The sequence below is a fragment of the Williamsia sp. Y844 genome, assembly GCF_056786475.1.
This window is the reverse complement of record NZ_JBXCJB010000001.1, coordinates 2,207,971-2,231,142: the sequence shown is the minus strand read 5'-3', so window position 1 is coordinate 2,231,142 and position 23,172 is coordinate 2,207,971. Positions and strand designations below refer to the sequence as shown.

Sequence of the window (23,172 nt, the reverse complement as noted above, 5' to 3'; positions counted from 1 at the left end):
GCGACACTCGTTGGCGATGCTGACACGACTATCGACTGCGATCTGGCTGCGGTCCGCGCTCCTCGGATTCGGGATCGGGGTGATCTCGGTAATCGCCTGGTATTTCATCACGCCCAACGACTTTTCCGGGAGCACATCGACCGTCCACGTTCCGAGCGGCAAAGACCTCACCCTCGAGATCCCCCTGGTCATCTGGCTGACCCCACCGATCTTTGCGTTCTTCGCGGGGCTTGTCGGATGGGCGATCATCCATTTCACGGGGGACACGAACCCGGCGACCCGCAGCGAGGTGCTGAGCGTCGTGACCGTGGTCGGCTGCACACTCGCGGGCGCTGCCATCCTCGGCACCGTGTGGATGGTCCCGCACAACGCCAAACTCATCGAGGGCGACACGGGATACCTACCCGATGTCGGATTCGGCTGGGCCTACCTGTTCCCTATCGCCGGGTTCGCCGTCGGAGTGATGCTCGCCGGCAGCATCCGCCATCCCGATGAGGACAACGACGAAGTCTGACCGGGGCTCATCGACAACAGTCGGGATCGAGCACACCACGCAGGGCGTTCAACGCATCCGGGTGCGCGGTGTAGAAGACATTCATGCCCCGCCGAGACGACTGCACCATGCCCGCCTTCCTGAGCTGACCGAGGTGGTGACTGACCGTCGCCTCAGACAATCCGAGCAGCGCGGCCAGATTCGACGTGCACGCCTCACCGCTGTCGGCGGTCAACAGGATCGACATCAACTTGATCCGGACGGGGTCGGCCAGCGCCTTGAGTCGGAGCGCGATCTCCAGTGCGTCGTCATCTGTCACCGGGGCCGCGGACACGGGCGCGCAGCAGATCGGCGAGGTGGTGTCGATGACCGGTAGCGCCTTGGGCATGGTTTCCACAGTAACCTTGTTCCGTGACATATGTCTAAAAGGTGGCGGTCAGAAAACCGGACACCACGCCGATCCGTAGTATCACCACCGAAATCGCATTCATTCGGAGCTGACGTACCCCGGATGCAGCATCCGGCGTCCCACAGCACGAGGTATTACCGTGACATCAGATATGACCATGCCCGTCGACGGGCAACCACGCCGGATAGCTGTCGGTCTGACCGTGCGCGATCTCGCGCAGGCAGCTGTTTTCGCGGCCCTCATCGCGGCGTTGGGCTTACCCGGAACGATCACGCTCGGCAGCAGCGGCGTACCGATCACACTGCAGACGCTCGGCGTGATGCTTGCCGGCGCCATCCTGGGTTGGCGTAAGGGTGCGCTCGCGGTCCTCATCTTCAGCGCGCTCGCCATCTGCGGACTGCCCATCCTGGCCGGCGGCCGGACCGGGCTCGTCTCGCTGACCTCCCCGACTGCCGGATTCTTCATCGGGTGGCTGCCCGCGGTCGTCGTCATCGGCCTGCTGACTGCCGCGATGATGCCCAAGTACCGGGTCATCCCGGGATTTGTCATCAACGTCATCGGCGGGCTCGGCGTCATCTACCTCTTCGGCACTATCGGGCTGATGATCCGCGCCGACATGACGTGGTGGGCCGCACTGAGCACCAATGGCATCTACGTGACCGGCGACCTCGCCAAGGCCGCCGCCACCGCACTCGTCGCCCGGCAGGTCCATCGCGGATATCCGGGGTTGATCACTCCGCTGCGTCTGCTGCGACGGTGATGACGGGGATAACCTTCCGAGGCGTCAGCCACGCCTACGCAGATCGAGCGGTACTTCACGACGTCGACCTCGAGTTGACGCAGCGGCGGATCGGGATCGTCGGGTCCAACGGCAGCGGGAAATCCACGCTCGCCCGGATGATCAACGGTCTGGTCATCCCCGCCAGCGGAACCGTCGAGGTCAACGGCCTCGACACCCGACGCAAAACCCGCGCGATCCGCAAAGAGGTCGGGTTCGTCTTCACCGATCCGGACCGCCAGATCATCATGCCGACCGTCGGCGAAGACGTGGCGCTGTCGCTGTCGCGAGGGAAGCTGTCGAAGGCGCAGGTCGCCGAGCGGGTCGGCGTGGTGCTCGCACGATTCGGATTGGCCGGGCACGCCGATCATCCCGCCCAGAAGCTCTCCGGCGGCCAGAAGCAGTTGTTGGCGTTGGCGTCGATACTCGTCACCGAACCGTCGATCATCGTGGCCGACGAGCCCACCACGCTGCTCGACCTCCGCAACAGCGCGATGATCCGCGGCGTCTTCGCCGGACTTGAGCAACAGCTGATCGTGGTCAGCCACGACCTCGAATTGCTGTCAGATTTCGACCGGGTGATCGCGATCGACGACGGCCGCGTTGTCGCCGACGGCCCTCCCGGGGAAGCCATCCCGCACTATCGAACGCTGATGGCATGAGCAACGCACTCGGCGTCTACCAACCCGGGAACTCGCCCATCCATCGTCTGCCCGCAGGATTCAAACTCCTTGCCCTTGGTGTTGTGGTTATCACGATGACCGCCCTGATCAACACCCCGGAGCGACTGCCATTCGGGATCATCCTCGTCGCCGCAGTATTCGTTGTCGCCCGGTTGCGGATGCGGGTCGTGCTGGCCTCGCTGCGGCCCCTGTTCTGGGTTGTGTTGATGATCTTCGCCTTTCAGCTCATCTTCGCCACCTGGGAGCGAGCACTGGTCGTCTGCGGCGTCATGATCCTGTCGGTGGCCCTGGCCATCGCGGTCTCACTGACCACCCGCACCATGGACATGCTGGCCGCGTTGACCCGCATGTTCACGCCGCTGCAGCGATTCGGATTCCGACCCGATCGGATGGCTTTGGTTCTGGCCCTTGCGATTCGGTCGATCCCCCTCATGGTCGAACTCGTCACCCAGGTCGACGAGGCCCGTCGCGCACGCGGTTTGAAATTCATGCCCCATCGGCTTGCCGTGCCGGTGGTTCTGGGTGCACTGCACACCGCCGACCACTTCGCCGATGCGCTGTCGGCCCGTGGGCTCGATCAGTAGATCAACCGAGATGAACTCGGCCACAATTCGGCTGTGCTGAGGCCCGATCAGGCATAAGTTGGCACCTGCCAACGGTCGACACCGGAGTCGCGATGAGCCCACAGGTGGTCATACTCGGCCCGAGACAGGGAGTAAAGCCGTGAAGACCATCATCGTGTGCTCTTCGAAATCGCACGGGAACACCAGGGCAGTCGCCGAAGCCATCGGTGGCGTGCTCGACGCACGTATCCTTCGTCCCGAACAGGCGACGCCCGCGGAACTGGCCACCGCCGATCGAATCGGATTCGGCTCGGGAGTCTATTGGATGGCACTCGATCCGCAACTGATCACAAGCGCGGAGGCACTTCCCGACATGACGGGTCGTGAGGCGTTTGTCTTCGCCACCAGCGGCCTACCACAGCCACCTTTCCGCCCCTACCTCCGAAACTTCACAAACCTTCTGGAAGACAAAGGGTTCCGCACCGCCGGCACATTCTCGTGTCGAGGCCTTGACACGATGGGCCCGTTCAAACTGATCGGCGGAGTCAACAAGAACCGCCCCAGCATCAATGACCTCTCTGCCGCGACGGCTTTCGCCAGGAAACTACTCAACAACGCTCCCTGATACCGCGATCACCACCGAGCCAGAGCATCTGCGGCGATCGTGTCGACCACCCCGCGGAACTGGTGCCCACCAGAGGGATGCTCGTGGACCCGAGCCGAGGGTAGCCGCGCCGCGTTCATCGCCAGATGAGCGAACGGCACCACCTCATCGTCGTGGCAGTGGTGCAGCGAAATCGATTGAACCGGTTCAGGTCCATCGAACGCGTACTCCGCGACGTCCCATCCCGCCGGACTCCAGTCCGGCATCGCCAGCAGCGACGCCCGGGACGGGATCGGTCGCGCTTCCTCGGCCAGCACCCGGAGTAGCACCGACGCGCCGAAGGAATGCGCGATCAACAGATCCCCCGCACCAGTCGCGGAAACCATGCGCCGCACCGGGGCCGCCCACACCTCGAACGACATGTCGTCTTCGGGGATGTGCGGCATGTCCACAGCGGCGCCGACCGCCGCGCCGAGACTGTCTGCCAGTTCACGATCGTCGAAATAGCCGCCTGCACCGTGGATGAACCGAAGCCACATCGTCACAAACAACTCCTCACGGGACCAGAACAGTCCGAGTTCTGCTGGAGTCAGTGTTCGCCCAAGCATTTTCGACTTCCGCAAGCGGCTGAGCACGGACACTGATCTCGAGTTTTCCCGTGCTGATCACGTCGACGAGCGACGGGAGTTCTGCCATGTATCCGGCTGGGGAAACCGAACCCTGACCGTTGCCGAGAATCCGAAGATTCGACGCTCGAAGGATCGCCGACGGAAGCTCGATGGTCGCACCCGCGACTGCTCCGATCTGAATCCAGTCGAGGGCTTTGCTGCGGTCGTCGCGACCCATCATGAGCGGCGTCATCGTCTGCTGCGCGGGCGCACCCCAGAGGTAGTCGAGGACGATGTCGACGTCCACGCCGGCGGCGGCGATCTCGGCACCGGCCTCGGCCCCATCCGCAGCCAGCGGAACGAGTACGTCGGCACCGAGGCTCCTGAGCTCTTCGAGGCGAGACCGGTTGCGCGCAACTGCAATCACTCGTGCGGCACCGAGCAATTTGGCCACCTGCACGGCCATCGAACCGGCATTGCCGGTTGCCCCGAAGACCATCACCGTGCTGCCCGGCTGCATCGAGACCCGACTGCGCAGTGCCACCCAGGATGACATCGCCGGATTCATGCCGGCCGCAACCTGCAGGATGTCAGCGTCGGACGGCAGCCGGATCGTGCGGCTCATATCGATCACCGCCTTCTCTGCCATCGGCCCCGGCATCTTGCCATCGGCCAAAAAGAAGACGGTGCCACCGCTGGGGAGCCTGCCGACGCCGTCGGCACCCGGAATCATCGGCAATTCCCCGGTGCTGGTGTAGTGCTTTCCGGAAGCACCCGACCGTACTCGCGGATGCAGTCCCACAGCGAGGACGTCAACAAGCTGATGATCCGGCCCAGGAACCGCCGGAACCTCGAACTCCCGATAATGCGGAGGCTCCTCAAACGACGTGACGACAGCGGCATGCATGGTTGCCATGGGCCGCACCTCGATTCGCGTATCGATGTGCCCCACAGCGTACGCGGCTCACGTCGCGAGGCACCCGATATGGGCATCGGCGCCAATGCCTCACACTATGAAGTTGTCAAAGGTCTTGCAGTACACAGGGTTCAGCCTGTGTTGCTCGGTCATGCGGTGTGGTGTCTCGCCGTCTTATGCGGCGGTGAGTTCGGTGGTCAGGGTGCGGCGGGCGTGGGATCGTAGTTCGGTGGTGGTGCCGGGTGCGATGAACCACGGATGGCCGTCGTGGCCCAGGAACACGGTCCAGCCGTGGTGGTGGATGTAGCGGTGGTGTCGGCGGCAGAGTAGGACCATGTTGGTCAGGCTGGTGGTGCCGCCGTTGCGCCAGAAGTCGATGTGATGGGCGTCGGTGTAGACCGCGGCGCAGCCACATCCAGGGAACGCACACCCCTGATCGCGGGCGATCAACGCTTTGCGGATCGCGGGGGTGACGGTGCGTTGGTCGCGTCCGACATCGAGTGGCACCGACTCACTGTCGAGCAGGATCTTGGTGATCACCGAATCACAGGCCACCATCTGGGCGGTGGGTGCTGAGGCGGGGCCGGTCCATTCGAATTTTGGCGCCATGGCCGGCGGTGTGGGACCTGGGATACCGCGCAGCTGCAGTTGTTGCAGATATTCCGGCGAGACTGTCACCGTCACATGTGGTTTCGCCCCGCCCCGGGTGGGCCGGTCTTCCTGATCGAAATACGAATCCAGCAATCGTTCCAGAGCATCAGCCCGGATTTGGCCTGTGCTCCGCGGATCCGGCGAGCCGTCGGGTTCAGGTACCGGCCTGCACAGTGGATCCAGTGCCACCGCCAGCTTTTCGCCGAGCAGACTATCGAGATCGAGGGTGCCGTGGGTGCGGCCGTCATCGCCGGTTCCGAATGACAACTCGTTCAAATCATGGTTTTCGGCGTCCGGGATCTCTTTATCCGGCGGCGACAACACCAACGCCATATGCCGTGCCCGTACCGATACTGCCGCCGGCGTCCCCATCAACGCTTCGGTTAGCAGTCCGCGCTCACAATCAGACCGGTCAGTAGCCGGGAGGTCTGGATTGCGACGCTCAATATGATGGAGCCCCTTCACAATCGCATCCACGTGCTCACCGGATAGTTGTCCGTCGATTCCATAATCGGCAATCGACGGAATGCCGCTGAGTGCCTTACCTACTCGCACATACCGGTGCGCGACGGTCGGCGCGACACCTGCGTCCCGTAATAGTTTGGCTGTGGACCCCACGCCTTTCTTCTGCGCGATCCGACGCTTATCGAGTTCACCGGCCAGACGGAAAAGTATCTGCTCCACAACATGATTGAGTCGAATAACTGCCACCGTTCGTGAAGATACCTGCGCATCATCACCGGCGACCAAAGCCGCATCCCCAGCCAGATCGGACAACCTGGCGAACGTTCCCCCGAACTCCATGGCTCAACAGTACGGCCCGAACCCTGTTCGCACAAGCTTTCGAATGAACTAATTCGGTTGCACTGCACTATATTTCGTGACACTCAGGTTCGCGACCCATCAGTGTAACGAGGGGGTCCGACAACGCCGAGTTCATCGCGAGATGGCGAATGGTACGACCGCGCCACAACAACGCTGTCACCAGGGCCCGTGGTAGATCAGACCCAGGGTGAGGACAGCGACCGCGGTTACGAGAAACACGATCCCGCCCACGATGTCGCGGGAACCCACTCGCAGGTGGGCTGCGATTGCGCCGATGAAATACAGGACGAGGCCGGCAGCGGCGAGATTTCCGAGCAGTGGCACAGCGAGTCCCGCCAACAGTCCCACTGTGCCCGCCGCCAGCAACACACCCAGGACCGGCACATACTTCCGGGGAATGCCCTTCATGTCCGCCTGGGTTTTGGGGTATTCATGGCCGATCAGATAGGTGACGGCGGCCGCACCATTGAACAGCACACCGAGAACGGTGACCGTGACGAAGGCAATGAACACGCCATCTCCGATCTAGGTGACCGAGCCCGGGACCCACAGCCTGTTGGCAACGGATAATTCGCGGACGCAACCGCTGCGGCGGAGTATCCAGCAACCAGCGTCCTACCGGGCATCAAATCATGAACCGCTTTTCGTTTCACCGACCGACATCCCATCGTTCAGGTAACCTCGTACACCATACGATGTTATTTTGGACCGCAACCGAAAGGCTCACCGTGAAAATCACCGGCACCGCACTGTCCCTCAATGTCGACGACATCAAGGCCTCCGCGTCGTTTGCGCAGGATCACTTCGGGTTCACAGAGGCGATGTCCGCCGACGGGTTCGTCTCGCTGGCTCACCCGGACGCGGGATTCAACATGATCTTCCTGAAAACAGGCTTGGAGACGTTCAAGCCGGCATCGATAGCCGGCGCCGCAGGTCAGGGCATGTTGCTGGCGTTCGAGGTCGAAGACATCGACACCGAATACGCCCGGATCGAAGCCGCGGGCGCCCAGGTCGTCACGGCACCGGAAACCGAACCATGGGGTGAGCGGTACTGCCAGTTCTCCGATCCCAACGGAATCATCTGGCAGCTGGTGCAGTGGGTCCAGTCGGGTGAACCCGTCGACTGAGCCCAGCTGACACCAACAGAACCGACAACACGACAGCGACCAGAAGCAGTGCCGCGACATCTCCCCACAGGTGCCCCATGTCGTGGCCGCTGCCGAAGGACTGCACCGCCATGATCGCGGCGTGGACGAAGCTCGAACAAACCGTGAACCAGATCAGGCTGACGTTGGCCTCCGGACGCCGGGCCGCGTTCCAGAGGAAAACGCCCAGCGTCACATACAGGCCGACGATCATCATGAAGTAGTCGGACTCGTGCGGAGCACCGTGATGCCACGCCCACCCCGACGGCCACACCTGCGCCAGCGGATAGAGCAAAACCATCACCGTGCCGAAGACGACCAGCGCGATCCGAAGCAGTTTGTAACTGTAAGACGATTCCATTGCGCACTCCACGACGTATGGGAAGGCGATCGTGGAATCACAGTACGTCGAGCGGCCGGAGTTGCAGGCGCGATCGGAAACGTCAGATCGGCATCAGGAAGTGCTTGCGCGGTGTCCGCAGAACCTGCTTGTCCTTGAGCTGCGCCAACGCCCGCCGGAGTTCGAGGCGGGTGTTGGCCGGCTCGATGACAGCGTCGATGTATCCGCGTTCGGCCGCCAGGTACGGCGTGGCCATGGCGGTGTTGTAGAAGTCGATGAAGTCCTTACGGATCTTCGCGGCGTCTTCCGGCGTGGCGTTCTCGGTTTGCTTGCGCGTCAGGACCGCAGCCGCCGACTCCGCACCCATCACCGCGATCTTGGCCGTCGGCCACGCAAAGTTGAGGTCGGCGCCGAGCTGCTTGCTGCCCATCACCGCGTACGCACCGCCGTAGGCCTTGCGCAGCACCACGGTGATCTTCGGTACGTCGGCTTCGACGTAGGCGTAGAGGAATCGACCCGACCGGCGGATCGTGCCCTTACGCTCCTCTTCCAGACCGGGCAGGATGCCTGGTGTATCAACCAAGAAGATCAGCGGAATGTTGTAGGCGTTGCAGATCCGCACGAAGCGAGCGGCCTTCTCCGACGAATCCGTGTCGAGCACACCGGACAACACGTTGGGCTGGTTGGCGACAACACCCACCGAGGTTCCATCGATACGGGCGAAACCGGTGACGATGTTGGGCGCGAACAGGTCGGCAACCTCATGGAACGCACCGTCATCGAACACCCTCATGATGATGTCGCGGATGTCATAGCTGGCGTTATCGCTATCGGGCAGGAAGGTGTTGAGCGATAGGTCGCTGTCGGTGACCTCGGGCTCCATGCCCGGATTGATGATCGGCGCGCGCTCGTAGCAGGTCGACGGCATGTACTCGAGGTACTCGCGAACCCAATCGAAGGCACCCTGCTCGTCGTCGGCCAGGTGATGGATGTTGCCCCACGCCGCCTGGTTGTACGAGCCACCCAGGTCTTCGGGCGAAACATCTTCGCCGGTCACCTGTTTGAGCACGTCTGGACCGGTGACAAACATGAAGCTCTGGTCTTTGACGCCCACCAGGATGTCGGTGTTGGCCGGGCTGTAGACAGCACCACCGGCGCACTTCCCGAGGATGACCGAGACCTGCGGGGCCATGCCGGACAAGAGGTCGCTACGACGACCCATCTCGGCGTACCAGGCCAGCGAGGTGACCGCGTCCTGAATGCGAGCGCCTGCCGAGTCGTTGATGCCGACCATGGGGCAACCAACTTTGGCCGCCCACTCCATGATCGCCGCCACCTTGCGGCCGAACATCTCACCGACTGTTCCGCCGAACACGGCTTGATCGTGCGAAAAGGCTGCCACCGGACGGCCGTTGACCATTCCGTGGCCGGTGACGACACCGTCGCCGTATCCGCTCTCGGCGGCACCCGGCATCTTGGCCAGCTGACCGATCTCCACGAACGTGCCCGGATCGAACAGCATGTTCAACCGGTCACGCGGCGAGCCGATCCCCTTCGCTGCCCGCTTGGCGACAGCCCGCTCCCCACCGGGTTCTTTTGCAGCCTCGAGCTTTTCGCGGAGTTCTTTGAGTTTGCCTGCGGTCGTGTCAGTCACTCTTGTCACTTTCCTGCGAGAGCTCGTCCAACCGAGTGGTCAGATCGGCACCAATTTTTCCGATGTAAGGCTCATCGACGATCGAGAGGTGGTCGCCGCCGACGTGGATGATCTCGAGGTCGTCCACGACCTCGCCCCATCGCCCGTCCTCGTCGATGTGCGCCCACTGCGGCTCGAGATCGATTGCACCTTCGTGCATCCGGTCGGCGCGGTAGAGCACAACCTTGCCGTCGAATCGTGTCGGCTCGACGGTTGTCAGAGCACGGTTGTCGAGGAAGCTGGTGCGCTGATGCTCGATGATGCCGCCGGGGATCTTGGCGTCACTCATCGAAAGCATCTCCATGATGATGCGGAACTGGCCCTCATCGTCGGCATCCACCAGGCGGTCCATCGGCAACGGCGCATCGTCGAGACCGTATGTGCGCTTGGCGAAGTCGTAGTAACGCTCCAGCCGGGCACGCTTGGCTTCCGGGGTATCGAGGATCGGCTCAGACGGGCGGACCACGTCGATCAGGCCCACAAATGCGACCTCGTTGCCCTGCTCGACCAGCATCTGCGCGCAACCATAGGCAAGCGCTCCACCGAGCGACCAGCCCACGAGCGTGTACGGCCCCTCGGGCTGAACCTCTTTGAGCTTCGGGTAGTACTGCTTGACGCGCTCTTCGATAGTGCCCTCGACACGATCGAAACCGATCACGGGCACATCTTCAGGGAGCTTCTTGAGCAACTGTTCGTAGGCCGCAGTCGATCCACCCGCCGGGTGGAACACCAGAACCGGTTTACGGTCGGTCTTTTCGGGAGTCCGCAGGTACCGGACGAATCCGTCGACCAGGCCACCTTCGAGGTGCTCGCGCACGTAATTCGACATCGTCTCGATGTTCTCGGCGTCGATGACATCCTCGACGTCGAGCTCACCGCCTGCCCGTTCGGACAGACGCGCGGTCAGCTTCTCGGCGGTCTCGTCGTCGAGCACCGGCAGCGGATTGAAGATTCCACCGGCCGACTTGCCCGTGACCACAGCCCACACACCAAATGTCAGGCGCTCGGCGGCATCTCGCGGCGGCACATCGGCGCCGGCAGCGGCAGCAACTTCGGCCTGACTCTTCAGGTTCGCCGGTGCGGCTGCTGCGGGTTGAGTAACAGCTGCGGCAGGCGCGGCCTGCGGGGACACCGTCACCGGAGCAACCTTGGATTCAGGCTCTGGCTGTGGCTCGGGTTCGGGCTGTGGTTCGGTTTCGCTCTCCGACGGGTCGGAGTTGATGAGCTCAGCCAGTGCGGCAGTGTCGAGTTCGCCCTGCCCTTCGGCCTGAGCGGCGAGCGCCTGCACTTCTTCGCGATGTTCGACGGCGTAGGTGACGAACTTGACCACATCTTGCAGGTTGGCCTCACGCATCGCCTGCAGTTGCAGTTGCGGGATGTCGAACTCCCACTCGGCGCGGTTCTTGATCCGCATCGCCATCAGCGAATCGAGACCCAACTCGATCAGCGGAATCTCGCGGGGTAGATCCTCGGCCTCGTAACCCATCGACTCGGCCACGATGTGGGCCAGCCGATCATCAATGCTCTCACCGGAGTTCGGATCCCAGCGGGCCCCGATCTCGTCACTGACCTCGGGGTCGGTGACAACGGTGTTGTCGACGAAGCCCGAGTTCTTTGCAGCGTCGGCCGCATTCGACAGTGCAGGCACCGGCGGCGCGACAGACGCACCGGAGGTGACCACTGCATCGAGCAACAATCGGAATGACGTGCCCTCGGCGGCATGGACCTGCAGTCCGGCACCACCGGGATGCGGTGCGAGCGTGGTGGTCAGAGTCGTTGCTCCCACGGGCTCGCCGTAAGGCACCACCGCGGTGACCTTCACGTCGGAAAGCACTTGGTCAGCAGCAGCTTTCACCAGCTCGGTCAGATCGGTTGCGGCCGACGCCGAGACCTGCCAGACGTGGCGGCCATCGGGTAGCGCAACGTGCGAGCCGGGGATACGACCCTCACCGGAACCGCCGGAAATCGACGCGGTCAGCCAGTAGGGCTTGCGCTCGAAGCGGGTCCGCGGGATGGCGGCGAAGTCGCCTTGTCCGAACAGGGTTCCGACATCCACCGGATGCCCGTGCACGTAGAGCTTCATCAGCGCATTGATCACGCCGTAGCTCTCGTCTTCTTTGCGACGCAGCGTTTCGATCAGTTCGGCATCGTGGATACCGGCACCGAAGGTCACTGCGGCGACGGAGATCAGAACAGCTGGGTTCGGTGCCAGCTCCACAAACGTGGTGTGGCCGTTCTCAACAGCTTTCGACACGGCCTGGGAGAACCAGACACTGTGCCGCAGCCCCTTGGTCCAGTATTCGACGGCGTGCACCGGGTCGCTGCCCGGGCGGTAGAACTCTTCGCGGTCCACCGAGCTGTAGAAGCCGATCTTCGGCGACATCGGCTCGATTCCGGTGAGCTCGTACGCGAGTTCGCCGAGCAGCGGGTCGGTCTGGGACGTGTGGCTCGCACCCTTGGTCGCCAGTTTGCGGCCGAGTTTTCCTTCGCTTTCGGCGCGCGCGACGATGGCGTCCACCTGGGACTCCGGTCCACCGATCACGGTGTGGGTCGGCGCGGCATAGACGCAGATCTCAAGATCCGGGTAGTCGGCGAGCACGTCGGTGATGTCATCGGCGCTGTACTCCACCAGTGCCATCAGCCGGATGTTGTCGCCGGTCAGCGTCGCCTCGGCCTCACCCATCAGGCGCGAACGCTGGCAGATGACGCGCACGGCATCACCCAGCGACAATCCGCCGGTGATGTAGGCGCCTGCCGCTTCACCCATCGAATGTCCGACCACCACACCGGCATCGGCGCCGTGATGTCGGAGCAACTCGGCCAGGCCGATCTGGATGGTGAAGATGCCGATCTGTGAGGTCTCGATCTCGTAATTGACCGAATCGTCGAGGAACTGCTCGACGATCGAGTAACCGAGTTCGTCTTCGATCAGCTTGTCGACCTTGTCGACCGCCGCAGCGAAGATCGGGTTCTCCGTGTAGAGCTGCTTGGCCATCTTGCGATGCTGCGAGCCGAAACCGGACAGCAACCAGACGGCAGACGCCGGATCCGGTGCGTCACAGGTGTAGACGATGGGCGAGTTCTTGCTGTCGGCGATCGCGCGCATGCCCTTGAGTGCATCTTCGTGGCTGCGTGCCATCACCACCGAGCGCGTACGCCCGTGGTTGCGGTGGGCCAGGGTACGGCCGATGTCTGCCAGCGGTGTGCCCTTGGCCTCATCGGTCTCCAGCCAGTCGGCCAGATCGGCGGCGGCCTTGCGGCGGCGCGACGGTACGAATCCTGAGACAACAAGCGGGACAACCGAACCCTCGACCGCACAGGGGGCGAATCCCTCGGTCGGATCGACCTCCGCCACCGCGGTCTCCGCGACCTTCGTGGCCGCGGCCAACTGACCGAGCGCAGCACGCTCGGCCTCGGTCATGAATTCTTCGTCGTCATCATCGAGGAAGTCGTCGACAATCGCCTGTGCGGCAACCGGTTCAGCGTCTTCGACAACGGGCTCCGCGAGATCTTCCGGAGTGACTTCCCGGACCACGACGTGCGCGTTGGTACCGCCGAATCCGAACCCGGAGACACCGGCCACCGCGTGTCCCGAATACCGCGGCCAATCGGTGGCCTCCGGGATCACGTTCAGGTGCAGCGCATCGAATTGGATGTACGGGTTGGGGCCTGCGTAGTTCAGCGACGGCGGCAGTTTGTTCTCGCCAAGCGCCAGAACAACTTTGATGAGTCCGGCGGCGCCTGCGGCAGCTTCGAGGTGACCGAAGTTGGTCTTCACCGAACCGAGCAGAGCCGGCTTGTCGGCCTCGCGACCCTTACCGACCACGCGGCCGAGCGCGTCGGCCTCGATCGGATCACCGAGGATCGTTCCGGTGCCGTGGGCCTCGATGTAGTCGACATCGCGCGGATTGATCGCGGCATCGGTGTACGCACTGCGCAGCACCTGAACCTGCGCCTCGGGGTTCGGGGCGGGCAGTCCGTTGGAGCGTCCATCGGAGTTGACCGCCGAGCCCGCGACCACGGCCAGCACCTTGTCGCCGTCCCGGCGAGCATCGGAGAGCCTTTTGAGGACGACCAGTCCGCCACCCTCAGCACGGATCATGCCGTCGGCATCAGACGAAAAGGCTTTGATCCGGCCATCTTTCGACTGCACGCCCAACGAATCGAAGCCGAGTGTCGCAGCGGGGGTGATGAGCATGTTCACGCCACCGGCAAGCGCCACATCCGTCTCGCCGGATCGCAGGCTCCGCACGGCCTGATGGACCGCGACCAGCGACGACGAGCAGGCGGTATCGAGGGCAATCGACGGCCCCCGGAAATCGAAGTAGTACGAAACCCGTCCGGCCACAATGGAAGTGGATGTTCCGGTGAGGGCGTACGCGGCGGTCTCGCCCGCGCCTTCCGGATCGGAGACGGCAAGCATCTGGTAATCGTTGGTGGAACTGCCGATGAAGACACCGACCTGACCACCCTTGAGGTCGCTGGCCGGGATGTGGGCGTGCTCGAGCGCCTCCCACGTCAGCTCCAGCGCCAGGCGCTGCTGCGGATCGACCATCTCGACCTCGCGCGGCGACATCTGGAAGAAATCGGCGTCAAAGCCCTTGACGTCGTCGAGGTAGCCGCCGTTGAGATTCGCCTCCGCCAGGATCTTCGCGATCCGCGGTTCGGACTTGAACTCCGTCCAGCGATCCTCCGGCAGTCCACCGACACCATCGCGCCCGTTGATCAACAGATCCCACGTCGACTCCGGTGTGTGCCCGGCCTTCGGAAAACGCGTTGCCACACCGACGATGGCGATATCGTCGTCGGCGCCACGTACCCGCTGATAACGCTCGGCATCATCATCGTCATCGAGACCCTCATCAGGATCGCCCTCGATGATGCGCTTCGCCAACGACGCAATGGTCGGATGCTGGTAGGCAACCGTGGCCGTCAGGATCACACCGGTCTTGTCCTCGATGTCACCCGACAACGCGACCGCATCCCGCGACGACAGACCGAACTCTTCCATCGGCCGGTCATCCGATACCTGATCAAGCGGCAGCCCGGTGGTGTCGGAGACCCAGCCGCGCAGCCACTCACGCAGCTCCGAGACCGTCATGTCCCCGGCCTTCTCGTCATCATGGAGTGCGGCACCCGAATCGGTGTCCGACCCCACCGGCGACACGTCAATGTCACCGTCTGAATGCGAGCCGTCTCCCGGCCCGAAACTGGAGCCCGGCAATTTGTCATCCGAGTTCAAAGCGCCGGGCTCGCTATTCAGTTCAGGCATCGGGGTTTCCAAACTATTGGTTCTCAATCGGCGCGTCGGGGAACGCGGTCTGCTGGTAGCCACCGCGGAGGCTCCCGTCGATGTACGCCGCCTTACATGCCCGTCGGGCGATCTTGCCACTGGAGGTTCGCGGGATCGAGCCGGCCGGGACCATCAACACGTCGCGCGCCATCACACCGTGTCGCTGTGCGATCGCGGCGCGGACGGTGTCCGCCACTTCCTGTGGATCGACCTTCTTGCCCGGCCCACGCTCGCCCACGATGACCAATTGCTCAGATGCGTCATCGCCGTCGAACTTCAATCCGCTTGCCGAGTTCTCGAATACCACTTCCGGCAGCTCGTTGGCCGGTACCGCAAAGGCCGCCACGAATCCCGGACGCAGCGCCGCACTGGCCTCCTGGGCCGAGAACTCGAGGTCCTGCGGGTAGTGATTGCGGCCGTCGACGATCACCAGATCCTTGACGCGTCCGGTGATGTAGAGCTCGTTGTCGTGCCAGACGCCGTAGTCGCCGGTCTTCATCCACTTGGCACCCTCGGGAGCGCCCTCACTGTGGCTACCCTCCGGCAACGGGTTCTTCAGCGCGTTGTTGAAGGTCTCTTGTGTCTCTTCAGGACGACCCCAGTAACCGTGACCGATGTTCATGCCGTGCAACCAGATCTCACCGACATGTCCGTCGGGACGTTCGGTGGCGGTCTCCGAATCGGCGATCACGGCCCACTGGCTCACCGAGACCTGCCCACACGACACCTGCGCGACTGCACCCTGTGCGTCCTGGTCGACCAGCTTGAACTGTCCACGATTGAGTTCATCGCGATCGACATAGATGATCTTCGCCTCGTTGTCGCGCTTGGTCGACGAGACGAACAGCGTGGCCTCGGCCATGCCGTACGACGGCTTGATGGCCGTCTTCGGGAGTCCGTACGGGCCGAACGCGTCGTTGAACTTCTTCATCGAGCTGACCGTGACCGGCTCGCTGCCGTTGATCAGACCGATGACGTTGCTCAGGTCGATGTTCTCGCCGTCCTTCGGCACGCCACGCATGGCGGCATGTTCGAAGGCGAAGTTGGGCGCCGCAGCGAAGGTGTCGGCGCGGTCGGCCATCGCCGCGAGCTCCTGGATCCAACGACCCGGGCGGCGCACAAACGCCTGCGGACTCATGATCGTGATGTATTTGCCACCCAGCGCCGGCAGGATCACCGTCAGCAGGCCCATATCGTGGAACATCGGCAGCCAGGTCACACCACGCGAGTTGTGGTCGAACTCGATCGCATCGATCATCTGCAGCGCATTCGCAGCAACGGACTCGTACGTGATGATCACGCCTGCCGGGACCCGGGTCGAACCCGAGGTGTACTGCAGGTACGCGGTGTCGTGCAGCTTCGGGGTCGGACGTACCCAGGTCTCTCCGACCGAATCCGGGACGGCGTCGATGGCGATGACGCGGGGACGGTCCTTGGCAGGCAGCGGCTTGAAGAAGTCACGTACCGCTTCGGCCGACTTCGTCGAGGTCAAGATCGCGGACGGCTTACAGTCGGCCAGTACCGCGGTCAGCCGATCGGTGTGGCCGGGCTCATCCGGGGAGAACAGCGGGACTGCGATGTTGCCCGCGTAGAGCGCGCCGAAGAAACCGATCACGTACTCGAGCGACTGCGGGGCAAGGATCGCCACCCGGTCACCGGGCTGGGTGACCTGCTGCAGCCGCGCGGCGATGGCGCGCAGACGCTTGCCGAACTGTGCCCAGGTCAGATCGATGGCCTCGCCGTCGCGTTCACGGCTGTAGTCCATGAATCGATACGCCAGGGTGTCGGCCTGCTCGGCAACATTGCGCTCCACGTAGTCGACCAGAGTCGCGTCTTCGGTGAAGAACAGATTGCCGTTCTCGTCCAAAAACTGGTCAAACTCGTTGTTCATTCGCACTCCTGATAGCGGCCGGGGCGCCGGCCCAAATCGGGTCACCGCTGTCGCACTCCGCCGTCGGCGTCATCTCGGCACAGTCGCCAAGCTCCACCTTCGGATTCGTCTTCAACAGGGTTCCCTACTTTTCATGTCAAGCCAAATAGGACTCGAAGCCATGTCGGCCCGAGCCAAACCCTTCACATCGTACCGGCGACGGTGCCCATCACATGAACACCACTCGCCGGGACACCCACCTTCGCGGGATGGCCGAAAGACAACCTACGCCACTACGGCGCGGGCCGCCCCTACTCTCCTTTGAGAAGCGGGATGATGGGCGCGAACGCGTCCATCTGAGTCGGGAAAACTCCGACGTACGACATCGTGGTGCGACGGCGTACCTCACGGATCTGATCGGCGATCTGCTCGAACGAGCCGAAAGCCAGGTACGGCGACTCCAGGATGTCCTCGACCGAGAGCTTGGCATCCATCTCGATGTTCGGCGGATATCCCTGGTCAAGGGCAGCCAGGGCCATTTCTGCGGTGGCCTCGCGATCGTCTGTGATGACAATCGTGGCGATAGTCCAGTTCAGCTCGATCTCGTTGAAGCGCTCACCGGCCGCCTGCCGGATCCGGTCCACCCGCTCGACTGTTTTCTGCATCGTCATATCCGAGAGCCGGAGCTTGCCTTCTGCGGTGGTGCCGGTCGCCACAGAGATGATGTCGGCGTGCTTGGCGGCCAGCGCCAGCATCTTCGGACCACCACCACCGACCGCGATCGGAGGCCGCGGGCCCTGCCGTGGCCGAGGGCTGCCGACTAGCCCCTTGATGTTGTAGAACTCACCTGAGAAGTTGACCTCTTCGCCGCGCAACAGGCCGTCCAGAATGGTCAACGACTCATCCAGACGACGAATTCGGACACCCGGCGACTCGAACTCGATGCCGGCCTTGTCGAACTCCTCTTTCATCCATCCCGCCCCGATACCGAGCTCGAGGCGACCCTTCGACAGCACGTCGATGGTGGTGGCCTCCTTGGCCAGCAGCGCGGGATGACGGTAGCCATTGGCCAGCACAGAGGTCGCGAGGCGGATCCGGTCGGTGGCCTGGCTCAGGGCACCAAGGGCCGCAAGCGGACCGACCTGGTTACCGAGGTGATCCGGCACCGCGAAGGTGTCGAAACCGTACTCCTCGGCGGTCTGCGCGAGTTTGACGAACTTACGGGCACCACCCTCGTCACGGTTGCCCTCGCCGCCTGCTCCGAATCGGAACTTGCGCAGACCGGAGTCCGCCGCAGCTGAAGTCATCTCTTCTCCTACCTATTACGCATTGCCCGCGGCCATCGGCTCAACCCGACGCCGCGCGGTTCGGCGTCACACGTTACTTCCGCAGCCAGGCGGTTCAAAATGGGCCGGACAGGGCAGGACGGGCTACTCGTGCTTGGGGAACGGCGCGTCGTCGATCACGCCGCGGGCCCAGTCGGTCATCCAGACCGTCGCGGGCTGACCGTCATCACTCCAGTACTGCGTTGTGTTGTACATCGCGTGTATCGGATTGTTGATGGCCCCCATCAACTTGTTGATGCCTTCGAGGGGGTTGGAAATCGTCGGCGCGTCACAGATCAGATCGCCGGGCGCGCACAGCGAGTACGTGCGATCGGTGAGTTCACCGAAACCACCGGGCCGTGGACCGGTCAGATCGATGCCGGGGATCGGAAGGATGTCGAGGGCGATCTCGGCCCCGACCCCGGACGGGTTGGGTCCGACGTTCTCCGCCTGGTTGGGCTGCCTGCGACCGTCGGCGATCAGGCCGACGCCGAGAACCATGTCCTGGGCGATGGGGCCATTGCCGTTGCCGATCTCGGAGGCGATGTCACCCACGATCACCGCACCCTGCGAAAAGCCCATCAGCACAAAGCTGGTCAACGGGCACTGCTCATTGACCTCCGCGATTTTCGCCCGGGTCTTCTGCGTACCCTCGGCGCGCGAGACGTTGTAGTCGGCCTGCCGGTCCTGCAGGTTCGTCGGATTCCGGAACTGCGCGACGTAAGGCACGGTGTAGACGTCCGCACGTGACGCATCGAATTCATTCGACAGCGGTCCAGAAACCTTGAGCATCAACGACTGCGGATTCGCGGTCGGGTTATAGGCGTCGTCGTCACTCGCCGACTCCCATGTGCCCGGGACCGAGATCACCTGCACATCGGGACAATCGGCCGGTTGCGCCGTGGGACGCGGCACCGAACTCGTCTGGGTCTTCGTCGGGCCTTCCGGCCCAACGGGTTCCGGCTTGAGCAGGTTGATGATCAGGATCACCACGAGGATGACCGCGATAATGCTCAGTATCGCCAGACCGAGGATGGCGAAGAGCAGCAGTTTGCCCCGCTTGCGTTTCTTGGGTGTCATCGAAGTCGGCCGGTCAGCAGAGCTTCGACTCGGCGGCCTTGATCACCTTGTCGGCGTCCGAGTTGGCCTTGGCCTCATCAGTCGTACCCGACCCGACGATCGGCACCACGAAGATCTTGACGCTCGCGGGCGGAGTCCCCTGCTTCTTGCCTTCACAGACGGTCTGGCCCGCACTGAGCGCCAGCGCGTTGTCGGGGTCGTTCGGGATCTGGACGCCCTGCTTCTTCAGTTCGGCCAGGTACGCCTGCGTCTTGTCGTCGGCGTCGACGCCGACGGGAACCTGCGCGGAAGCGGGTCCGGTTGCCGGCAGGCCCTCGGTGTCGTCGGGCTGTGCCTTGCTGGTCACCTGTGTCGACGTCACTGCTGACGACGGGGCACTCTCACTCGGTGAGGGCTCCGCACTGTTGGTGGCGCTGACCGGGCCGCTGGAGGTGCTCACCGCACTGGTGGGCGCCGAAGCGGTCGAGTCGTCGTCACCACATCCGGTGGCCAGCGCTGCTGTCATCAGCAGTGCTGCGCCCACGGTCACGGCCCGAATGATGTTGCCTGTCATGTCACTTCCTTCTCCGGCGCCCCTCGCGGGAGCGTCGTCTGTGCGGTCTGGTGCCCGAAGGCCTCCGCCAGGCTACCGAAACGATCTGAGGGAATTATTTGACCGTGACAACGCCGTTGACGTTCTCGATGGAACCACCCTCGAAACGCACCCTGGTCCCGCCGGTGATCGGCTCCTCGTCGCTGATCGGGTAGCCGAGCTTTCCGTTCTCGTAGCCGGCCTTGCCCCACGCATCGAAGATCGGTCCGGGTGCGATCGCGAAGGCACCCTTGGCCGGGGTCCAGTAGATGTTGCCACCGTCGAATGCGTTGAGCTTTCCGCCCGCCTTGAGACCGATCTCATTGGTGGTCGGGAAACCCAGCCAGCCACCTTCGTGACCGAGCGCAAGGTACTTGTCAAAGATCATGCCCTGCACCGAATGCGCGCCATTGGCCGGATTCCAGTAGTACGCACCGATCTGGAAGGCCTGCACGCGACCCTTGCCACCCGGGGTGTCGATCTCGTCACCGGTCGGGTACTTCAGCGGTCCGCGTTCATAGCCACTCTTGCCCCAGTCGGCGAGAATCGCGCCACCGACAGCATGGGCACCGGTCGTCCGGGTCCAGTAGATGTTGCCGTTCTGGAAGCGGTTGAAGCGACCCACCTTGTCCGGCGTGGCCAGTTCACCACTGGTCGGGAATCCGAGCCAGCCACCGGGACCACCTGCGGCCACATAGGCTCCGCCGATGCCGCCGCCCACAACCTGGGCGCCGGTCTTGGCCGACCAGATGATCCGGCCGCCACGGAAGTCCTGAGCGCGGCCACCGGGCACGTCGTATTCCGGGGTGAGGCATTCTCCGAGTGAAGACTTGTTCGCCTTGTACACCGGCGCGATCGCACCACTGGTGCTGCACGCCGGACGATCGGCGGCAAGTCCGAGAGCTCCGGCCGCCTGCGGCCATGCCTGTTCCATCTCGAACTGCCAGTACGGCCAGGTATGTGTTCCCGAGTCGCGGTAGACGGCTTGCGCACGGATACCGAGCTGGTTCAGACGGCTCGCGAACTGCTGCGAGGTCACTCGCGAGAGCACCTCGAGTCCCACACCCGCGTAGTTGGTGGCCAGGCCGGGGATCGTCGACAAGGTGTCGTACTGGCCGACGAGCCCGTTGCCCGACGACACGTAGAGACTTGTGTCGGCCAGTTTTTCGGCCAGCACGTACGGGTCATGTTCTTTCCAAGCCGGATTGGTCGGCGGCCCGAACATCTTGGAGGCGTCGTAGCCGCCTGCATCGTTCACCGCGAACTGGATGGCCTGCGGCATACCGAACGAGCTGAGCTGAAGGATGCCGGAGAACGACGCGGCGAACTTGAAGAAGCCGGGGTTACGCGCAGCGAGCATCATCGCCGCCGAACCGCCCATGGACAGCCCTTCGACGCCCCTGACATCCGTCGAACGCCATTGCTTCTCGAGGATCGGCGGCAGCTCCTTCGTGAGGAAGGTCTCCCACTTGTAATTCTTGCCGTTGTTCGGCTCTTGCCAATCGGTATAGAAGCTGGACTCACCGCCGACGGGCAGGACGACGTTGACGTTCTTGTCCTTGTAGAAATCCTCGACGTTCGTGTTGATGATCCAGCCGTTCTGGTCTTCCTGCGCGCGCAGACCGTCCAGCATGTACATCTGCGGGAACGTGTTCGACGGCCGGTAGTTCCAGTCCCGCGCCAGCAGCAACTGCACCTGGATGTTGGTGCCCATCGCGGGCGAGTAGACCCACATCGCGACGCGGCGGTCGGAGTACCAGAAGGTGTTGGTGATCTTGACACCCGGAACTTCGACAGCGGGAGCGCTGTACACCGGCCCAGGAGCCGCATGGACAGGCGCGGCGGCCGCGGTCGATGTTCCCAGCACTGCGGACACTGCCACTGCGCCGGCGATCAGTCCCATTGCGCCGCGCACAAATCTCTGCCGCATGTACCTCTACTCCTCAAGTCACGATCAAAACCAGATCTCTGGCGGAACTCCGCTGCGCACCTGCTTCGCACACCGGGTCGAACTCCGTCTCGCTACGTCTCCGAATACCGGTGAGCAGAAAAAACAGAACGCCCTACGTGTTTCATACACGTAGGGCGTTCGGTTTTGAGGTTGCCACACCTGTTACTGGTGTGATTTTTGTGACCAGAGGGTCACAGGCGAACTATCCGCGGAACCATCCCTCGTTCAGTGCGCGCCACATCATGTCCTGCCAATAACCCCACGCGTGAGTGCCCTGGAGCGGGTAATCGGTGGTGAGCTTGACGCGGTTGACGAAGGCTTGGACCTCGAACGCACGGGTCTGCGCCAGCGCAAGCGTTTCGAGCGGCACGCCCTGCACGATGCTGACCAAATTCTCGTTGACGTTGTGCACACCCGGGATACCGGTACCGGAGCCGACGCGAACATTCAGACCTTGCATCTTGGTGATCTGCACGAACGGGTCGTTGTCGTACCAGCGGGTGCTCCACGGCGGACCCCACATGCTGTCGGCGTTCCACGGTCCGCCGTCGCCGTCGAGGAGTGCAACACGGATGGCCGACTTCATACCCGGCGCCGAGAGGTTCAGGTAGCCCGACATCGAGAAGGCGTGGGAGTAGTTCTGCTTGTTGTTCGCGGCGACGACCAGGGCCGCGTTGCCGCCCATCGAGATTCCGGCGATTGCGTACTTACCCGAGGGTCCACGCAGTCCGCGCTCATCCATCCCGTTCACCAGCGAACGCGTGATCACGCAGTTCCACTTGTAGGCGTAATCCTGGCCATTGAAGTTGCTGGGCGCATTCCAGTCGCTGTAGAAGCTCGCGGCGCCACCGATGGGCATGACCACGTTGACGCCACGGTCGACCATGTTCTGAATATTGGTCTCGTGCTCCCAGCCACTGACGTCGTTGGTTGCGCGGAGGCCATCGAGCATGACAACGGTCTTGTAGTTGCCGGGCTTGGTCCACGACCGGACCTTCACTGCACCGGGCATACCGCATCCGTCCGCATACCACTGCGAAAAGCCTGATCCGGTGCCCCAGGCGGCGGCGGTTCCGGTACCGGCGACAACGCCGACTCCGGAGATGGTCGCCACTGCGGCGAAGGCAGCGACGAATCGCTTACCGAATCCCGCTCGCCCGAAAGGTCTGCGTACGCGCATCGAATGTAACTCTCTTTCTGTCCAGCACCGCAGCCATCGGCTGGGGTGCCTTGGAAATCATCGGCCACGAGCACTCCGGTGGACCACCAGGCCCCTCAGCTGCTACACAGCTTGGCGACACATGGGTCTCGCACTCCGGCAACGAACGGAGCCTATTGGATAGGCCCCGGCCTGACAAACCCTACTGCTGGATT

General features: G+C 63.2%; 20 protein-coding genes. 6 read left to right on the top strand and 14 right to left on the bottom strand.

All coding sequences use genetic code 11. The features are described from left to right. Positions 1-16: 16 nt before the first annotated feature. On the top strand, positions 17-514 hold the full coding sequence (locus AC1TQG_RS10095; protein WP_482136783.1) for a hypothetical protein: 498 nt from the start codon (positions 17-19) through the stop codon (positions 512-514). A gap of 7 nt (positions 515-521) precedes the next feature. On the opposite strand, the gene AC1TQG_RS10090 is transcribed toward AC1TQG_RS10095, so the two are convergent. After that, positions 522-881: an Rv2640c family ArsR-like transcriptional regulator gene (locus AC1TQG_RS10090; protein ID WP_482136782.1), complete on the bottom strand. Its 360-nt coding sequence runs from the start codon at positions 879-881 to the stop codon at positions 522-524. 178 nt (positions 882-1,059) lie between these two features. On the opposite strand from AC1TQG_RS10090, the gene AC1TQG_RS10085 reads away from it, so the two are divergent. The 4 genes from AC1TQG_RS10085 to AC1TQG_RS10070 all read left to right on the top strand — a co-directional run bounded on the left by AC1TQG_RS10085 (position 1,060) and on the right by AC1TQG_RS10070 (position 3,551). Then, positions 1,060-1,662, top strand: a complete 603-nt coding sequence (locus AC1TQG_RS10085; RefSeq protein WP_482137312.1) for a biotin transporter BioY — start codon at positions 1,060-1,062, stop codon at positions 1,660-1,662. Further along, the gene (locus AC1TQG_RS10080; protein ID WP_482136781.1) at positions 1,662-2,342 is read left to right on the top strand and encodes an energy-coupling factor ABC transporter ATP-binding protein; all 681 of its coding nucleotides are present in this window, start codon (positions 1,662-1,664) and stop codon (positions 2,340-2,342) included. The genes AC1TQG_RS10085 and AC1TQG_RS10080 overlap by 1 nt, the downstream gene beginning before the upstream one ends. Then, positions 2,339-2,947 (top strand): energy-coupling factor transporter transmembrane component T family protein, encoded by a 609-nt coding sequence (locus AC1TQG_RS10075; RefSeq protein WP_482136780.1) that lies wholly within the window; start codon positions 2,339-2,341, stop codon positions 2,945-2,947. The genes AC1TQG_RS10080 and AC1TQG_RS10075 overlap by 4 nt, the downstream gene beginning before the upstream one ends. Positions 2,948-3,086: 139 nt before the next feature. After that, positions 3,087-3,551 carry a flavodoxin family protein gene (locus AC1TQG_RS10070; RefSeq protein WP_482136779.1) on the top strand — a complete coding sequence of 155 codons (465 nt, stop codon included), beginning with the start codon at positions 3,087-3,089 and terminating at the stop codon, positions 3,549-3,551. 8 nt (positions 3,552-3,559) lie between these two features. Here AC1TQG_RS10070 and AC1TQG_RS10065 read toward each other — a convergent pair whose 3' ends face one another. The 4 genes from AC1TQG_RS10065 to AC1TQG_RS10050 all read right to left on the bottom strand — a co-directional run bounded on the left by AC1TQG_RS10065 (position 3,560) and on the right by AC1TQG_RS10050 (position 7,043). Then, positions 3,560-4,069, bottom strand: coding sequence for an alpha/beta hydrolase (locus AC1TQG_RS10065; protein ID WP_482137311.1), 510 nt, complete (start codon positions 4,067-4,069; stop codon positions 3,560-3,562). A 16-nt stretch (positions 4,070-4,085) separates the two neighbouring features. Further along, the gene (locus AC1TQG_RS10060) at positions 4,086-5,054 is read right to left on the bottom strand and encodes a quinone oxidoreductase family protein (protein WP_482136778.1); all 969 of its coding nucleotides are present in this window, start codon (positions 5,052-5,054) and stop codon (positions 4,086-4,088) included. Between the two features lie 174 nt (positions 5,055-5,228). Continuing rightward, positions 5,229-6,509 (bottom strand): HNH endonuclease signature motif containing protein, encoded by a 1,281-nt coding sequence (locus AC1TQG_RS10055; protein ID WP_482136777.1) that lies wholly within the window; start codon positions 6,507-6,509, stop codon positions 5,229-5,231. 177 nt (positions 6,510-6,686) lie between these two features. Beyond that, positions 6,687-7,043 (bottom strand): DoxX family protein, encoded by a 357-nt coding sequence (locus tag AC1TQG_RS10050; protein WP_482136776.1) that lies wholly within the window; start codon positions 7,041-7,043, stop codon positions 6,687-6,689. Between the two features lie 215 nt (positions 7,044-7,258). Here AC1TQG_RS10050 and AC1TQG_RS10045 point away from each other — a divergent pair, with 215 nt between their 5' ends. After that, positions 7,259-7,657, top strand: coding sequence for a VOC family protein (locus AC1TQG_RS10045; protein WP_482136775.1), 399 nt, complete (start codon positions 7,259-7,261; stop codon positions 7,655-7,657). Here the strand turns inward: AC1TQG_RS10045 and AC1TQG_RS10040 are convergent. From AC1TQG_RS10040 to AC1TQG_RS10000, 9 genes are all read right to left on the bottom strand, one after another. Then, on the bottom strand, positions 7,608-8,036 hold the full coding sequence (locus AC1TQG_RS10040) for a DUF6632 domain-containing protein (RefSeq protein ID WP_482136774.1): 429 nt from the start codon (positions 8,034-8,036) through the stop codon (positions 7,608-7,610). The two genes, AC1TQG_RS10045 and AC1TQG_RS10040, sit on opposite strands and share 50 nt — an antisense overlap. Positions 8,037-8,118: 82 nt before the next feature. After that, complete coding sequence (locus tag AC1TQG_RS10035) at positions 8,119-9,669, bottom strand: acyl-CoA carboxylase subunit beta (protein ID WP_482136773.1); 1,551 nt, start codon at positions 9,667-9,669, stop codon at positions 8,119-8,121. Beyond that, positions 9,662-14,980, bottom strand: a complete 5,319-nt coding sequence (pks13, locus tag AC1TQG_RS10030) for a polyketide synthase Pks13 (RefSeq protein ID WP_482136772.1) — start codon at positions 14,978-14,980, stop codon at positions 9,662-9,664. Before pks13 ends, AC1TQG_RS10035 begins: the two co-directional genes overlap by 8 nt. A 13-nt stretch (positions 14,981-14,993) precedes the next feature. After that, positions 14,994-16,892, bottom strand: coding sequence for a long-chain-fatty-acid--AMP ligase FadD32 (gene fadD32, locus AC1TQG_RS10025; protein ID WP_482136771.1), 1,899 nt, complete (start codon positions 16,890-16,892; stop codon positions 14,994-14,996). Between the two features lie 290 nt (positions 16,893-17,182). Further along, a complete protein-coding gene (locus tag AC1TQG_RS10020) occupies positions 17,183-18,178 on the bottom strand; it encodes an LLM class F420-dependent oxidoreductase (protein WP_482136770.1) in 996 nt (331 codons plus the stop codon). A 123-nt stretch (positions 18,179-18,301) separates the two neighbouring features. Next, the gene (locus AC1TQG_RS10015; RefSeq protein WP_482136769.1) at positions 18,302-19,276 is read right to left on the bottom strand and encodes a cutinase family protein; all 975 of its coding nucleotides are present in this window, start codon (positions 19,274-19,276) and stop codon (positions 18,302-18,304) included. Between the two features lie 13 nt (positions 19,277-19,289). Continuing rightward, on the bottom strand, positions 19,290-19,829 hold the full coding sequence (locus tag AC1TQG_RS10010; RefSeq protein ID WP_482136768.1) for a DUF732 domain-containing protein: 540 nt from the start codon (positions 19,827-19,829) through the stop codon (positions 19,290-19,292). A gap of 94 nt (positions 19,830-19,923) precedes the next feature. After that, positions 19,924-21,777, bottom strand: a complete 1,854-nt coding sequence (locus AC1TQG_RS10005; protein WP_482136767.1) for an alpha/beta hydrolase-fold protein — start codon at positions 21,775-21,777, stop codon at positions 19,924-19,926. A gap of 223 nt (positions 21,778-22,000) precedes the next feature. Next, on the bottom strand, positions 22,001-22,978 hold the full coding sequence (locus AC1TQG_RS10000) for an alpha/beta hydrolase (RefSeq protein WP_482136766.1): 978 nt from the start codon (positions 22,976-22,978) through the stop codon (positions 22,001-22,003). Positions 22,979-23,172: the final 194 nt, after the last annotated feature.

What these genes read in the sequence shown, in the direction of transcription:
- AC1TQG_RS10055 (WP_482136777.1), bottom strand. Translation starts at nt 6,509, where the DNA reads ATGGAGTTCGGGGGAACGTTCGCCAGGTTGTCCGATCTGGCTGGGGAT.
- AC1TQG_RS10065 (WP_482137311.1), bottom strand. Translation starts at nt 4,069, where the DNA reads ATGTGGCTTCGGTTCATCCACGGTGCAGGCGGCTATTTCGACGATCGT.
- AC1TQG_RS10085 (WP_482137312.1), top strand. Translation starts at nt 1,060, where the DNA reads ATGCCCGTCGACGGGCAACCACGCCGGATAGCTGTCGGTCTGACCGTG.
- pks13 (WP_482136772.1), bottom strand. Translation starts at nt 14,980, where the DNA reads ATGCCTGAACTGAATAGCGAGCCCGGCGCTTTGAACTCGGATGACAAA.
- AC1TQG_RS10000 (WP_482136766.1), bottom strand. Translation starts at nt 22,978, where the DNA reads ATGCGCGTACGCAGACCTTTCGGGCGAGCGGGATTCGGTAAGCGATTC.
- AC1TQG_RS10080 (WP_482136781.1), top strand. Translation starts at nt 1,662, where the DNA reads ATGACGGGGATAACCTTCCGAGGCGTCAGCCACGCCTACGCAGATCGA.
- AC1TQG_RS10060 (WP_482136778.1), bottom strand. Translation starts at nt 5,054, where the DNA reads ATGGCAACCATGCATGCCGCTGTCGTCACGTCGTTTGAGGAGCCTCCG.
- AC1TQG_RS10005 (WP_482136767.1), bottom strand. Translation starts at nt 21,777, where the DNA reads ATGCGGCAGAGATTTGTGCGCGGCGCAATGGGACTGATCGCCGGCGCA.
- AC1TQG_RS10010 (WP_482136768.1), bottom strand. Translation starts at nt 19,829, where the DNA reads ATGACAGGCAACATCATTCGGGCCGTGACCGTGGGCGCAGCACTGCTG.
- AC1TQG_RS10090 (WP_482136782.1), bottom strand. Translation starts at nt 881, where the DNA reads ATGCCCAAGGCGCTACCGGTCATCGACACCACCTCGCCGATCTGCTGC.
- AC1TQG_RS10075 (WP_482136780.1), top strand. Translation starts at nt 2,339, where the DNA reads ATGAGCAACGCACTCGGCGTCTACCAACCCGGGAACTCGCCCATCCAT.
- AC1TQG_RS10020 (WP_482136770.1), bottom strand. Translation starts at nt 18,178, where the DNA reads ATGACTTCAGCTGCGGCGGACTCCGGTCTGCGCAAGTTCCGATTCGGA.
- AC1TQG_RS10040 (WP_482136774.1), bottom strand. Translation starts at nt 8,036, where the DNA reads ATGGAATCGTCTTACAGTTACAAACTGCTTCGGATCGCGCTGGTCGTC.
- fadD32 (WP_482136771.1), bottom strand. Translation starts at nt 16,892, where the DNA reads ATGAACAACGAGTTTGACCAGTTTTTGGACGAGAACGGCAATCTGTTC.
- AC1TQG_RS10095 (WP_482136783.1), top strand. Translation starts at nt 17, where the DNA reads ATGCTGACACGACTATCGACTGCGATCTGGCTGCGGTCCGCGCTCCTC.
- AC1TQG_RS10015 (WP_482136769.1), bottom strand. Translation starts at nt 19,276, where the DNA reads ATGACACCCAAGAAACGCAAGCGGGGCAAACTGCTGCTCTTCGCCATC.